A 14,881-nucleotide genomic window follows, 5' to 3' on the forward strand; every position below is an offset into this window, starting at 1 on the left:
GGAGACCTCCGACCCGCAGCCCCCGTCTGAGATCTCCGACCCGCAGCCCCCGTCGGAGGCCTCCGACCCACCGCCCCAGATCGAAGGCTTCATCGACATCCTCGACGACGAGCGGATCGTCGGATGGGCATGGGATCCCGCGATGCCCGAGCGCCGGGTCGTGATCGAGGTCGCGTGCGGGGAGCGGCGCGCGCGCGCGGTCGCCGATCGCGACCGGGCGGACCTGCGGGTGGCCGGCAAGGGCGACGGGTGCCACGGTTTCGAGGTCTGCTTCGATCTGCGCGGGATCGGCCCCGTCGAGGTCCGCGATGCCGCATCCGGCGCAATACTCCCGGGCTCGCCCCTCTGCTTCGACCCGCTGCATCTCCTCGGCCTGCCGGGCAACCGGGGCGCGCGCGCGCTCCTGCGGGCGGAGGCGGAGCACGCGCGTCTCGCCCTCGGTGAGCCGGACGAAGGGGCCGAGCCGGTCCGGCCCGGCTATGCGACGCGCGCCCGCCTGGAGACGCTCCTCGCGACGGACGCGTCGGAGTACGAGCCGGTCCATCTCGTCACCCGCTACCTCGCCTACCGAGCCGAGCTCGCGCATCGCCCCGTTCCGCCCGGCGATCCGGCGGGGTCCCTGGCCGCCCTGCAGCGCTACCTCGCGGCAGAGGGCCATCGCCCGGGCGGCCTGCCCCTCTCGCCCCCGCAGATCGCGTTCCTCAACGCCCCGATGCCGCGCTTTGGACTCGCGCCGGAAGTGAGCGTGGCGGCCTACAACGCCATCGTCGAGGCGAGGCCGGAGGCGAGCGATTTCGCCGACCCGGCGGCCCTGCGCGAGGCCCTGTTCTGGTGGTGCACCGAGGGCGCGCCGGCCCTCGCGCCGGACGGCTCGCTCATCACCGAAGCACAGGTCCGCCTCCTGACGCGGGGCGCGACACCGAATGCCTCCTACCCCCTCAACGACTTCCTGCGCACCTATCTCAGCCGCGACCCCGCCCTCGCGCCGGTCACGGGCGGGGGCATGCTGGAACGGGCCCTCGCCCTCTGCATCCTGATCCTGCGCTGCGCACGCGCACCCGCCCTCGCGCGATTCCTGCCCGCCGCCGCGGTCGCCGAGATCCTGGCTCCGGCCGGGACGGACGCGGGCTCGCGGTTCGAGGCGCTCCTCGCCCTGGCCCTCGAGGGCGGACCGGAGCCGGCGCAGGCCCTCAGTCGACAGCTCACCGAGAGCCTCGCGGCCCAGGGCCTCGCGCTCGCGAGTGCCCGCCCGCCCGCCGGGCATCCGGGCACCGCACCGGCGCTCGCGCGCGATCCTCGAATCAGCTGGGGGCTCGAGTCGGGCATCGCCGTGATCGGTCCGGTGCGCGCGGCCTCCGGCATCGGGCAGGCCACCCGCCAGTCCCTCGCGGCCCTCAGGGCCGCGGGCCGGCACCCCGCCATCCTCGACTACCGGGGGGATTTCCCCTCACCGCTCGGGGGGCCGGACATGGCCACGCCGGAGCTGCGCCGGCCGCGGACGATCAACCTCGTCCACCTCAATGCGGATACGCTGCCGCTCGCCCTCGCCGAGATCGATGCCCGTGTGTTCGCGCGCTCCTACAACATCGGCTACGTCTTCTGGGAGCTCGACCAGGTGCCCCGCGCCCATCGGCTGGGGCTCGACCTCCTCGACGAGGTCTGGGTCGCTTCGGCGTACAACCGGGCGATCTACGAGGGCGCCTGCGACGTGCCGGTTCACGATGTCGGCCTGGCGGTGGAGCCCCTCCCCGAGACGATCCCGGGCTCGCGGGCCGCATATGGACTGCCCGAAACCGGCTTCGTCTATCTGGCGACCTTCGACGCCTTCTCGTTCATCGAGCGCAAGAACCCGCTCGGGCTCGTCCGGGCCTTCCTGGCGGCCTTCCCGAAGGGCTCGCCGGAGCCAGTCCATCTCGTCCTCAAGACCCAGAACCGAACGAGTGTCGATGATCCCCATCAGGTCGGGCTGTGGCGGACGATCGATGCCCTGATCGCACGGGATCCGCGCATCCGGATCATCGATCGGACTCTGCCCTACATCGATCTCCTGGGCCTCAAGCAGGCCTGCGACGCCTACGTCTCGCTGCACCGCTCGGAGGGCCTCGGCATCGGGATGATCGAGGCGATGCAGCTCAAGCGCCCCGTGATCGCGACGGCCTATTCGGGCAATCTCGCGTTCTGCACGCCCGAGACGGCGTTCCTCGTCGACTACACCCTCGTGCCGGTTCGGCCGGAGGCCTACATCGCGGTGGAGCCCGGCAGCCGCTGGGCCGAGCCGTCACTGCCCTCGGCCGCGGCGGCCATGCGGGCGGTCTACGAGAACCCGGCGGAGGCGCAGGCGCGCGCGGAAGCGGCGGCGCAGCAGGTCGCCAGGGCGTTCAGCCCGGCCGCCATCGGCCGGCGCTACGCGGCCCGGCTCGACGCCATCGAGGCGCAGCTCGGTGCGTAGTGCGGGCCGCCGCGACGGTCGATCGCGCCATAAACGGAAAACCCCGCCCGTCGCAGGGCGGTCCCGTCGCGTTCCGAGAAGGTCGAGCCGGCCTGAGCGGGTCGTGCGAGGCCTCGTTCGCCGCCGCCCCGGCACCGTCCGCATCATCCTGTGTCCCCGCCGTGGCTGACAGGCTGCATCACAACGCTTAGATGGTCGCTCTCTCCAGCCCAAGCGCCGAGGGGCCAAGGGTACCCGATGACAAAACCTTCCTTTCAGCCCGGCAGCGAGCTTTACGCCGAGCAGACGGTCTATGGGCAGATCGGCCCGCTCCAGGTGGTCCGGCTCGTCCGCAGCGATCTCAGCCTCGCCCTGACCCACGTCGTCGTCCTGGGCCATCCCAGCCTGGGGCCGACCTTCATCGCGGGTTTCCCCGATACCGAGGAGGGGATCGGCCTGGCCGATCAGGTCGGCCAAGCCGCCGTCCACGCACTCCGGATCGCGGCGACCCCGGTGTCCTGATCGTGGCCGGTGCCGGGCTCACGGGCGCCGCACGGCCATGATCCCCGACCGCCGCGCAGCCTCGTCCCCGCCATCGGCCCCTCGACGCCGCCGGCGCGGGGGCGGACCCGTCCGGCAGCCCACCTTCAACGCGGAGACGCCCTCAATGCCCGATTCGACGCCCTGCCTCATCCGCCCCGTGATCCTGTGCGGCGGTTCGGGCACGCGGCTGTGGCCGGCCTCGCGGGAGAGCATGCCCAAGCAATTTGCCCGCCTCGTCGATCCGGAGCAGTCCACCTTCCAGGCGACCGCCCGGCGCGTGGACGAGCCCGGCCTGTTCGCGCGCGCCACCGTGATCGCGGCGGCCGAGTCCCGCTTCATCGTGGCCGAGCAACTCGTGCAGGCCGGCCTGTCCGCCGACATCGTGCTGGAGCCGACGGCGCGCGACTCGGCCGCCGCCGTGGCGGTCGCCGCGCTCCACGCCGCTCGGACGGACCCGCAGGCGATCGTGCTGATCATGGCCGCCGACCACGTCATCGGCGACACCGAAGCCTTCCGCCGGGCGGTCGCCGCTGCGGCCGCCGGCGCGCGCGCCGGTTACACGATGACCCTCGGCATCGAACCGACACGGCCCGCCACCGATTACGGCTACATTCGCCGCGGCGCTCCCCTGAGCGAGGCCGAGGGCGGGGGCGACGGCGCCTGCGCCGTCGAGCGCTTCGTCGAGAAGCCCGACGCGGCCGGGGCCCAGCGGCTCATCGCGGATGGCGCCCTGTGGAATTCCGGCTACTTCCTGTTCCGGGCCGACGTGATGCTGACGGAACTCGAGACCTTCGCCCCCGAGGTCTTGGCGGGCGCCCGCGCAGCGCTCGAAGCGGCCGTGACCGACCTCGACTTCGTCCGCCTCGACGCCGCGTCTTTCGGGCAGACGCCGAAGATCTCCATCGACTACGCGGTGATGGAGCGCACGACCCGGGCCGCCGTGCTGCCGGTCTCGTTCCCCTGGTCGGATGTCGGGACCTGGGACGCGGTCTGGGGCGTCCTCGAGCACGATACGGAGGGCAACGCCCTGCGGGGCCGGGTCGAGCTGATCGGGACGCGGAACAGCCTCGTGCACAGCGAGGGCGAGGGGCTGACGACCGTGGTCGGCCTGGAGGACGTCGTGGTCGTGACCACGCGGGACGCGGTGCTGGTGGCCTCCAAGGCGCAGTCCGGTCGGGTGAAGGAACTCGTCGGTCAGCTGCGCGCCCGGGCGCATCCCGAGGCGGACGCGCATCTGCGCATGTACCGGCCCTGGGGCTGGTACCAGCGCATCGACGTCGGCGCGCGCTTCCAGGTGAAGCGGATCATGGTGACGCCGGGCGGGCGGCTCTCGTTGCAGAAGCACTATCACCGGGCCGAGCATTGGGTGGTGGTGAAGGGCACGGCCGAGGTGACGGTCGACGAGCGCGTCGTGCTGGTGCACGAGAACGAAGCCGTCTACCTGCCCATCGGTTCGATGCACCGCCTGGCCAACCCCGGCAGAATTCCCCTGGAGCTCATCGAAGTGCAGGTCGGCTCCTACACGGGAGAGGACGATATCATTCGCGTCGAGGACATCTACGGACGCTGAGCGTCCCGCATCAGACGCCCGTTGCACCGTCGGGCCCGGGGCGAGGACCGACGGTGACCGGATAGCCCTCCAAGGCCGGACCGACGCGGTTGCGGGCGCTCCCCACCTTGCCGGATGGTGGGACTTCGCGGGAGACCCGTCCGGATGAGTGGCGCGGATCGTATCGAACCCGGCCCCCCACGGAGGGAGCGCCTTCAGGCGACGTTGCGTGCCCGCGCGTCGGCCAGTACGGAGGCCAGGGTTTCGGACCACGGCACCTGCGGGGCCCAGCCGGTCGCCGCGTGGATGCGACGGCCGTCGCCCAGGGCCACCGGGATCTCCGAGGGCCGCATGCGGGTGGGATCGACCACGACCTCGAACGGGACGCGCGCCAGCCGCGTCAGATCCTCCAGCACGCTCGCGATCGCGTGGGGACGGCCCGAGGCGACATTCAGCACCGTGCCGGAGGCGAGTTCCTCACTGGCCGCGATCACCTGCGCGTAGGCCCGCACCACGTCCCGCACGTCCAGGAATTCGCGCTGCGCCGAGAGGTTTCCGACGGCGAGGCGGGGCGGCATCCGGCCCGCCTCGATCCGGGCGATCTGGTGCGCGAAGGCGGGCACGACGAAGCGCTCGTCCTGGCCCGGACCGGTGTGGTTGAAGGGCCGCACCACGATGAGGCGAACCGCGCTTCCTGCCAGCGCGTCGGCGAGCATCTCCTCGCCGACGCGCTTGGTGCGGGCGTAGACCCCGACGGGCTGGGGCACGACGTCCTCGTCCACCGGCCGGCCGGAGAGGAAGGCGCGCCCGTAGACTTCGCTCGAACTCGCGAAGACGAGGGTGGCGGCGGGGGCCTCGGCGCGGAGGGCTTCGGCGAGGTTCAGGAGGCCCGCGACGTTGGTGCGCCAGGTCTCCAGGCCCGCGCCGGCGGCCTGCCCGACGGAGGCCTGGGCCGCCAGATGCAGGACGTGGCTCGGCCGGAAGTCCCGCAGGCAGGCCGCCAGGCTTTCCCGGTCGGCGAGATCGAGGGGACGAAAGTCGGCGCCCTCCGGCAGGGCGGGGATCGTCCCGCGCCCGATTCCGAGGAGCGCCTCGGTGCCCGCCCCGGCGAGCGCCGCGAGGGCGTGCCGGCCGACGAAGCCGGCCGCGCCCGTGACGAGCACGCGTCGGACGGGCGCGGACATCAGGCGGCCTTCAGGCCGCCGAGGCGCGCGAGGTCGGCCTCGACCATCTCCTGGATCATCGTCTCGAGGGAGGTCTCGGCCTGCCAACCGAAGGCGGCCTTGGCCTTGGCGGGATCGCCGAGCAGCACGTCGACCTCGGCCGGGCGGAACAGCTTGGGGTCGATGACGAGGTGGTCGTCGATGGTGAGGCCCACATGCGCGAAGGCGATCTCGCACATGGCCCGCACCGTGGTGGTGCGCCCCGTCGCGATGACGTAGTCGTCGGGCTTCTCCTGCTGCAGCATCATCCACATCGCCCGGACGTAGTCGCGGGCGTGGCCCCAGTCGCGCTTGGCGTCGATGTTGCCGAGACGCAGGTCCTGGGCGAGGCCGAGCTTGATCCGGGCGACCCCGTCCGTGACCTTGCGCGTGACGAATTCGACGCCGCGCAGGGGGCTCTCGTGATTGAACAGGATGCCGTTCGAGGCGTGCAGCCCGAAGCTCTCGCGGTAGTTGATCGTCATCCAGTGGGCATAGAGCTTGGCCACACCGTAGGGGGAGCGCGGGTAGAACGGCGTGGTCTCGCTCTGGACCGTCTCCTGGATCAGGCCGAACATCTCCGAGGAGGAGGCCTGGTAGTAGCGCGCCTGCGGGCGCAGCGTGCGCACGCATTCGAGCAGGTTGACGGCGCCGAGGCCCGTGATGTGGCCCGTGAGCACCGGCTGCTGCCAGGACGCGGTCACGAAGGATTGGGCGGCGAGGTTGTAGACCTCGTCGGGCTGAACCTCCTGCACGATGCGGGCGAGGCTCGACAGGTCGAGGAGGTTGCCGTCGTGCAACGTGACCGCGTCGACGATGCCGAGCCACTTGAGGCGGTGATCGAACACGCCGGCATGGCTCGAGCGCCGCACCACGCCATGGACGCTGTAGCCCTGATCGAGGAGGAGTTGGGCGAGATAGGCCCCGTCTTGCCCGGTGATGCCGGTGATCAGCGCGCGCTTGCCGGTCATGTGGTGGCCCTCGTCTCTCGAATGATTTGGAAGAAGCTACCGCCGCGGCTAGGTCGATTGACCCGGCGCGTCAAGCGTTGAACGGCGCCGCTAGCCTTGGGCCCGGCACCACGGTATGGAGCCGCAGCGCTCCGGTCGGACGGCTGCGGACGGGCAACCGCACCGGCCCGTTGCCCCGCCCCTCCGTCGCGGAGAGTTGCGCGGGATCGACCGTCGGTCGGGTGAGCAGGAGAGGCGGCATGTTTCCATTCCGTAAGAAATCCGCCCGCCGCCCCGCCAAACCGGCCGGGATCGGCGGCTTCAACGAGGCGTTCTACCTCTGGAAGTACCCCGACGTCGCTGCCCAGGGGATCGATCCGATGCGCCACTATCTGGAGCATGGCTGGCGCGAGGGCCGAGACCCCTGCGAATCCTTCAGCACGCAAGGGTATCTTGCCCACAATCCGGACGTCCGCGCCGCCGGCGTGAACCCCCTCGTGCATTTCTGGGATACGGGTCTCGCCGAGGGCCGCTCCGGCTGGCAGATCGACCGCGGCTGATCGCGGGCAACCCGTCCGGGCGGGCGCCTATGCCGCGTGGGTCGCAAGCGCTCTCAATTCGGCCACACCCCTCCGACAAAGGACGGCCCGCCTCCCAAGGCTGTATCGAACGGTCGACAGCTCAAATATGATCGCGGGACGTTCGGTGCGGAGACAGCTCCGCATGCCAACCAGAGCCGTTTTCAACGGTGTCACACTGTCGATCCGGACAGGCGATTTCTGTAATCGAATCGACGGCGCCCATTCCGGCGGCTGCATCGACCGGATGATTGTGATAGACAATTGCGTTCGTGCGCGCGTAGGTCGGCGGCGAGTCGCCAGAGAACAGGGCCATCGGGCATGAGCATGAGGGGTGTGGGCGGTGAGTCCTCGGTCCTGAAGGAGGGGATCAAAGCAACGCGACCTGTCTTCGTGACAGCGATTGTGTTCAGCTTCTTCATTAACCTTCTGATGTTCGTCAGCCCGCTCTACATGCTCCAGGTCTACGACCGGGTGCTGTCGAGCCGCAATGAGACGACGCTCATCGGCATCACCTTGATCGCGGCCTTCGCGCTCGTGGTCTACGCCCTCCTCGAGATGCTGCGCTCGCGCCTCCTCGTGCGCGCCGGCATCCTGTTCGACGAGAAGATCGCGAGCCCGATCTTCTCGGCCGTCCATCGGGGCAACCTGCGCAACCCCGAAGGCGGCCACGGCATCGCCCTGCGCGATGTCGATACGGTGCGCGAATTCCTCACCGGCAGCGGCCTCCTCGCCTTCTGCGACGCGCCCTGGACGCCGGTCTTCCTGCTCGCCTGCTTCATCCTGCACCCCTGGTTCGGCTGGATGGCCATCGCGGGCGGCGTCATCATCTTCGGCCTGACCCTCCTCAACGAAGTCGCCACCAAGCGCGAGCTCGCCGCCGCGAGCCAGGCCGGCAACGCCGCCAGCCAGTACGCGCAAGCGACCCTTCGCAACACCGAGGTGCTGCAGGCCATGGGCATGCTGGGGGCGCTGCGTCGCCTCTGGGGCCAGCGCCACGAGGAAGTGCTGGCCTTCCAGGCCCTGGCGAGCGACCGGGCCGGTCTGATCGTCGCGGGCACGAAGTTCGTCCGCATGTTCCTGCAGACCCTGATCCTGGGCGTCGGCGCCTATCTCGCGATCCACCGGGAAATCTCACCGGGTTCGATGATCGCCGCCTCGATCATCATCGGGCGGGCCCTGGCCCCGGTGGAACTGCTCATCGCGAACTGGAAGGGCTTCAACGCGGTGCGGGCGAGCTACGCGCGCCTGCAGAGGCTCATCGAGATCGCCGGTCCCGAGCCCGAGCGCATGAACCTGCCCCGGCCCGCCGGTCAGATCGAGGCCGAAAACCTCGTCGTCGCCGCCCCCGGCAAGACGCAGGCGATCCTCCAGGGCGTCAGCTTCAAGCTCGAGCCCGGCACGGTGGTGGGCGTCGTCGGCCCGTCCGCCGCCGGCAAGTCGAGCCTGGCCCGCGCCGTCACCGGTGTCTGGCCCATCGCCCGCGGGGCCCTGCGCATCGACGGCTCGGAGATCTCGCACTGGGATCCCCAGGCGCTCGGCCGCCATATCGGCTACCTCCCCCAGGACGTCGAATTGTTCGCCGGCACGGTCGCTCAGAACATCGCCCGCTTCGACACCATCGACGAGGAAGCGGTGATCGCCGTTGCCAAGAAGGCAGGCTGCCACGAGCTGATCCAGGGGTTGGCCGATGGTTACAACACCCAGATCGGCGGCGGCGGCCATGCACTCTCGGGCGGCCAGCGCCAGCGCATCGCCCTCGCCCGCGCCATGTACGGCAACCCGAGCTTCATCGTCCTCGACGAGCCGAATGCCAGCCTCGACGCGGCCGGCGAAGAGGCCCTGATGCGGGCCGTCCAGGAGTTGAAGCAGATGGGCACCACGATCCTGATCGTGACCCACAAGGTCAACATCCTGACCGCCGTCGACACGGTGCTGGTGATGAATGCCGGCACGGTTCAGGCCTATGGACCGCGCGACCAGATCCTCGGCCAAGTGGCGGGCCCGCGTCCCGTTCCGTCCCCCGGCACCGCATCCGTGGCAGCGCCCACGACCGGCCGCCTCGGCATGCAGGGCCAGCGCGCGGCCGGATAGGCTGCGGGCGGACGACACGGCACCGGGCGACAGGATTGACGAGACGACCATGAGCATGAACCTTCCCGCCCTGCGCGCCCATCTCTCCAGCACCACGGCCCGGGTCCGGCAGGGTCTGACCCGCACCGGCCTGATGACGGCCGCCGGCGATGCGGCGGACGATGCGACGGAAGCCGGCCCGCGTCCGGCGCCCCCGCCCCACCTGACCACGTGGAAGCACCACGCCATCGCCGGCTACGTGCTAATCTTCTCCACCTTCGGCGTGATGGGCGCCTGGGGGGCAGTGGCCCGGCTCGACCGGGCCGTGGTCAGCCCCGGCACGATCGCGGTGGAGAACAGCCGCAAGATCGTGCAGCATTTCGAGGGCGGCATGGTGCGCGAGGTCCTGGTCAAGGAAGGCCAGACCGTGCGCGAAGGCGAATTGGTGCTGCGGCTCGATCCGATCCAGGCCACCGCCAGCGTCGACCTGTTCCGGTCCCAGCTCGACGCCACCCTGGTTCAGGAGGCGCGCCTGCTGGCCGAACGGGACAGCCGGGATAGCCTCGAGCTTCCGCCGGAGATCCAGGCGCGTCAGACGGAGCCCGCCGTCGCGCGGGTGATCGGCGATCAGACGGCGCAGCTCAAGGAGCGGCGCGGCTCCCTCGTCGGTCAGATCGAGCTCCTCGAATCGCGGGTGCGGCAGCTCAAGAACGAAATTTCGGGGCTCGGCGTCGAGAAATCGGCCACCGAGCAGCAGGTCGGCTTCATCAACCAGGAACTCGTCGGCCTGCGCCAGCTCCGCGAGAAGAACCTGATCCCGGTGAGCCGCCTCCTCGTGATGGAGCGTGAGCGCACCCGTCTCGAGGGCGTCATCGGCCGCTCCGTCGCCGACACGGCCAAGGCCGAGAACGGCATCAACGAGACCGGCCTGCAGATCACGCAGCTGCGTCAGAAGCTGCAGGAAGACATCGCCGGCCAGCTCCTCGAGGCTCGCCAGAGAAGCGCCGAGCTCCGCGAGAAGTTCGCCGTCGCCCAGGACGTCCTGCGACGCCTCGAGGTGCGTGCGCCCCGCTCCGGCGTCGTGCAGAGCCTGAAGGTCTACACGATCGGTCAGGTCGTGCGCTCGGGCGAGGCCCTGATGGAGATCGTGCCCGACGACGACAAGCTCGTCGTGCACGTGCAGTTCGCGCCCAACGACCTCGAGACGGTGCATGCCGGCATGCCGGCCGAGATCAAGTTCCCGAGCTTCCATTCGCGGCGCATTCCGACGATCCTGGGCAACCTCGAATCGGTCTCCCGCGACCGACTCATCGACGAAACCACGCGCCAGCCGTATTTTCTCGGCATCGTACAGATCAGCAAGCTGCAGATCCCCGAGATGATGCAGGGCCGGCTGGTGGCCGGTATGCCGGCGGAGATCGTCGTCACCACGGGCGAGCGCACCGCGCTGAGCTACATCGTTTCACCCTTCTTCGAGGCGCTCGGCCGTTCGTTCAACGAACATTGACCTGACCGGGTCTACGGTCGACCCGGCCGCACAATCGGGCAAGGCGCACTTCGCGCGGGTTTGGGGCAGGGTCAGGTTAGATGGGCGCCATTCTCTCGTTCTTCCGTCCGGCTCCGGTCGCCCGCGGCGACTGGTCCCAGCGGGAGATCGCCGAGTTCTACCGCGTGGAAGCCGCCCTCACGCAGGCCGGCTTGCGCATCACCACCGACCGGGGCCTGACCGACGAGGGCGACCCCTGGTTCGTCTTCTGCCGCTTCGACGGCGACGTGATCCTGCACTTCGCGCGGATCGACGATCTCTACGTGGTGGCCTCCGAGGCGTTCGAGCGCCCGCTGCAGGGCCCGGATTTCCGCGCCTTGCTCAACGCGGTCGCATCGGAGCACCCGACCCTCGTACCGATTCCGCGCCAGAACGCGCAGGGCAAGGCCGGCAATCTCGTTCTGCACCCAGCCGCGCTCCTGGCTGCGATCGTCGCCACGGTGGCGTTCCAGCTCGCGGGTGGGGACGCGATGGCGGGCGAGCTCGCGAGCGAAGAGCCCGCGGCGGCAATGCACCAGCCCGGCACCGAGGGGCATGCACGCGACACGAACTCCGTCATGCCCGGCCCGGATCCGCATCCCCATTCCGCGCATGACGAACTCGGCCGTCTCACGGGCGAGGACGAGGGACGCCATGCCCGCCACGCCCTCGTCCTCTCGGCGATCGCCCTGATCAGCACGACCTTGCCGGCCGATCAGGCCGTCGATGCCACCGGCGGCATCCTGGGCGAGAGCCCGGCGGGGGGAGCGCGGAGCAAGGCCGTTCCCGTCACGGTCGTCGAAGTGAGCCAGGCCGCAGCGGAAGGCCGGCGCTCTCAGGGCAGGGACGAGGCTGCCCTGGACGCGGGCGCCGAGCATGCCGTGGCCGGAGGGGGCGCACTCGTCCAAGTCAGCGCGGTCCTGACCGGCACCGCAAGCGGACCCGCCATCTTCGGGAACATCGATTTGGTCCGCCTCAACGTCCTGGGGCTCGGGGCCGCGGGTGGTCAGGAAATCGCCGTGATGCGGGCCGCCGAGAGCGCCCCGCCGATGACGGCGATCCTGGTCGGCCGCGTCGCCGCACACGCGGTGCCGGTGGCGGTCGAGAAGGCGGCGGCCGCTGCGGCACCGGTTCCGGCCGGGGGATCGGCACCGATGCCGTCCGGCGGGGCGACCCCCGCCCCGGCGGCAGGATCGCCCGCACCGAGCCCGGCCACCGTCGTGGTGGGGGGAACCACCGCGGCGCCAGCGAGCGCCGCCGCCATGACGACCTTCCTGGCGGTCGGCACGGTGGAGACGGGTGGTGGCCATTCCGCGGCCGGTGGGGGTGCATCTCCCTCCGCGCCGAGCCAGGCCAGCGTGCAGGGCCAGGCGGCCGCCGCGGGCGCGACAGCGAGCCCCCCGGAGAAGCTATCCGCGCCGAGCGCGCCCACGCCCGCCACGCAGTTTGTCGCGGCTGCGGCAAACCTTACGGTTCGGACAGCCCTCAACAGTTTCCTCGAGCAGTATGCCAGCGCCACCAAACTGAGCGCGCTCGGTTCGGACACGGCCGCGACGACCAAGCTCGGCGAGATGGCCCTGACCTCGCTCGCCAAACTGATCGGGACGGGGGCCGTTTCCGAGTTCCTGTCGAGCTTCACCGCCTATGGCGGCAGCGTCACCGCGTCGAAGCTCGTCACCGCATCGACGAGCGATCCGGCCATCGACCCGATCAAGGGCGTGGCCACAAGCGATGGCGCACTCGGTGGCACCACGCCCGGCACCCTGCTTCAGGGCTCAGCCGTCCTGAGCGGCACGGCGGCGCAGATCGGGGCGGTCAAGGACAAGGACGCCGCCCCGTCCTCCGAGGGCGCCACGAAAATCACCGACAAGGTCGTCGAGGCCGCGACCAAGCTCGCGGGCGCGGAGGTCACCAAGACGGGCCTCGGCGAGGGCGCGACCGGTACCGTCGCGAAAGAGCCCGCACCGTCCTCCGAAAGCGCCACGAAAATCACCGACAAGGTCGTGGAGGCCGCAACCAAGCTCCCAGCCGTGGAGGTCGCCAAGGCGAGCCTCGGCGAGGGCGCGACGGGCACCGGTGCGAAGGACGCCGCCCCGTTGTCCGAGGGCGCCACGAAGATCACCGACAAGGTCGTCGAGGCCGCGACCAAGCTCGCGGGCACGGACGTCGCCAAAGCGAGCCCCGGCGAGGGCGCGGCCGGGACCGCTGCGAAGGACGCCGCCCCGTCCTCCGAGGGCGCCACGAAGATCACCGACAAGGTCGTCGAGGCCGCGACCAAGCACCCGGGTGACACGACCCTGGACACCGCGACGCTGGCGCATCCGGCCCCGATGATCGCCCCCCAATCCCTGGACGAGCAGGGCCGTCAGCTGATTGCACGATTCCTCGAGTCGACGACGCAGGTTCAAACCTTCGTGAGCGAACGGTCGTTCGTGATGATCGGCATGGACGCGAATCATTACGGCAACCCGGATTTCTCCGTGCGGACCTGGAGCATCGGCCACGATGTCGCGATCAGCATCATCGGGATCGCGGAGGACAGCCCACACAACCTCTGACGATGCGACGGGCGGGGGCCCGTCGCGGCATGCGGTCCCGTCGGCCGGACAGCCGTCCGTGAACTGACGCCTCTGTCCGTCGCCACGCCCTCCGGACCATGAATGGGCCGCCGGTTGTGCGACCGGGCCCCGGGCGGCAGTTGCCTCCAGCGGTCAAGCTGGTGCACATGCCGGGCGTGCCCGCCCCGCCCGTCAGGCGGGCCCGGAGCGGAGAGTGCGTGCGACGACCATGCTGAATATTCTCCTCGACTTGCAGACGCTGCAGTCGGAATCCCGCCATCGCAGCATCGGGAACTATTCGCGCGGGCTCTCCGACGCCCTGTTGCGGCGCAACGACGTCGCGTGGCACATTCTTCTCTCGGACGCGATGCCCGACACTCTGCGCCCCGCGCTGAGTTGGGCCCGCGAGCGGGTCGGGCCCGAGCGCATCCACGTGCTGCACGGCCTCAGTCCGATCCGCGGATGCGACACCGACGCGGCGCCCCGCGCGCGCGCCGCCGAGGCGCTCTACAGCGGCTTCATCGAAGCCCTTGCCGTCGATCTCGTGCATGTGGCCAGCCCCTTCGACGGTTGGAGCGACGAGACGGTCCTCGACATCGCCCCCGATCGGGCGACCCCGTTCGCGGCGACCCTCTACGACCTGATCCCGTTCGAGGAGCCGGACCTGTTCCTGCCGACGCCGGAGGTCGCGGGCTGGTTCGAGCGCCGTCTTCAGACCCTGATGCGGGCCGAGAACGTCCTGGCGATCTCCGAGCATAGTGCCCGGATGGGCCGGCGGCGGCTGCGCATGGGGGCCGAGCGGGTTGTCGCGATCGGGGCGGACGTTGATCCGATCTTTGCCCCCCGCACGCTCGCGCCCGAGGCGACCCGCGCGCTGCTCGCCCGCCACGGCATCACCCGGCCGTTCGTCCTCCATGTCGGGATTCCGGAGCCGCGCAAGAACGTCCCCCGCCTGATCGAGGCGTTCGCCCGGCTGCCGGAGACCGTGCGCGCTCACCACCAGATCGTCCTGGCCACGAAGGTGACGGACGCGCAGGCCGAGAGCTTGGCGCGGCTGGTCGCCGATCAGGGCCTGCCGCCGGACGCGCTCGTGCTGCCCGGGTTCGTACCCGATTCGGACCTTGCCGACCTCTACAGCCTTGCGCGGGTCACGGTGATGCCGTCGCTCAACGAGGGGTTCGGTCTGCCCCTCCTCGAGGCCATGCGCTGCGGCTGCCCGGTCCTCGGCTCGAACACCACGAGCATCCCGCAGGTGATCGGGCGGGCCGACCTCACCTTCGACCCCCTGCGGGTCGCCGACATCGCCGAGCGGCTCGAGCGGATGCTCACGGACACGGAGTTCCGTGCCGGCGCCATCGCCCATGCGGCTGTTCAGCAGGCACGCTTTTCGTGGGCCGTGAGCGCGGAGCAGGCCTGCCAGGCCTTCACCCAAGCCGTCGAACGGCGCGGCCGCCCCCCCTCCCCTGCGCCCACTC

The 14,881-nt window shown here is 70.6% G+C and carries 10 protein-coding genes; 8 read left to right on the top strand and 2 right to left on the bottom strand.

From position 1 onward, the window contains the following. The 3 genes from FV218_RS19040 to FV218_RS19050 all read left to right on the top strand — a co-directional run. Positions 1-2,449: glycosyltransferase (locus tag FV218_RS19040; protein WP_147711115.1), on the top strand; the 2,449-nt coding region annotated here is incomplete at its 5' end. A gap of 237 nt (positions 2,450-2,686) precedes the next feature. After that, positions 2,687-2,950, top strand: coding sequence for a hypothetical protein (locus tag FV218_RS19045; RefSeq protein WP_056087576.1), 264 nt, complete (start codon positions 2,687-2,689; stop codon positions 2,948-2,950). Positions 2,951-3,095: 145 nt separating this feature from the next. Next, positions 3,096-4,541: a mannose-1-phosphate guanylyltransferase/mannose-6-phosphate isomerase gene (locus FV218_RS19050; protein ID WP_147711116.1), complete on the top strand. Its 1,446-nt coding sequence runs from the start codon at positions 3,096-3,098 to the stop codon at positions 4,539-4,541. Between the two features lie 194 nt (positions 4,542-4,735). Here the strand turns inward: FV218_RS19050 and FV218_RS19055 are convergent, their stop codons facing one another. Then, complete coding sequence (locus FV218_RS19055) at positions 4,736-5,704, bottom strand: NAD-dependent epimerase/dehydratase family protein (protein ID WP_147711117.1); 969 nt, start codon at positions 5,702-5,704, stop codon at positions 4,736-4,738. Continuing rightward, entirely contained in the window at positions 5,704-6,693 is a 990-nt protein-coding gene (gene gmd / locus FV218_RS19060; protein ID WP_056087584.1) for a GDP-mannose 4,6-dehydratase, read from the bottom strand. The genes FV218_RS19055 and gmd overlap by 1 nt, the downstream gene beginning before the upstream one ends. A 239-nt stretch (positions 6,694-6,932) precedes the next feature. On the opposite strand from gmd, the gene FV218_RS19065 reads away from it, so the two are divergent. The 5 genes from FV218_RS19065 to FV218_RS19090 all read left to right on the top strand — a co-directional run. Next, the gene (locus tag FV218_RS19065) at positions 6,933-7,232 is read left to right on the top strand and encodes a hypothetical protein (RefSeq protein ID WP_056087587.1); all 300 of its coding nucleotides are present in this window, start codon (positions 6,933-6,935) and stop codon (positions 7,230-7,232) included. 345 nt (positions 7,233-7,577) lie between these two features. Next, positions 7,578-9,344, top strand: a complete 1,767-nt coding sequence (locus FV218_RS19075) for a type I secretion system permease/ATPase (protein ID WP_147711121.1) — start codon at positions 7,578-7,580, stop codon at positions 9,342-9,344. Between the two features lie 49 nt (positions 9,345-9,393). Continuing rightward, positions 9,394-10,830: an HlyD family type I secretion periplasmic adaptor subunit gene (locus FV218_RS19080; protein ID WP_056087592.1), complete on the top strand. Its 1,437-nt coding sequence runs from the start codon at positions 9,394-9,396 to the stop codon at positions 10,828-10,830. Between the two features lie 80 nt (positions 10,831-10,910). Continuing rightward, positions 10,911-13,406, top strand: coding sequence for a hypothetical protein (locus FV218_RS19085; RefSeq protein ID WP_147711119.1), 2,496 nt, complete (start codon positions 10,911-10,913; stop codon positions 13,404-13,406). Positions 13,407-13,635: 229 nt separating this feature from the next. After that, positions 13,636-14,881 (top strand): glycosyltransferase family 1 protein (locus FV218_RS19090; RefSeq protein WP_147711120.1); only part of this gene is annotated, 1,246 nt, incomplete at its 3' end.

It is taken from the genome of Methylobacterium sp. WL69 (assembly GCF_008039485.1).
Lineage (GTDB): Bacteria > Pseudomonadota > Alphaproteobacteria > Rhizobiales > Beijerinckiaceae > Methylobacterium.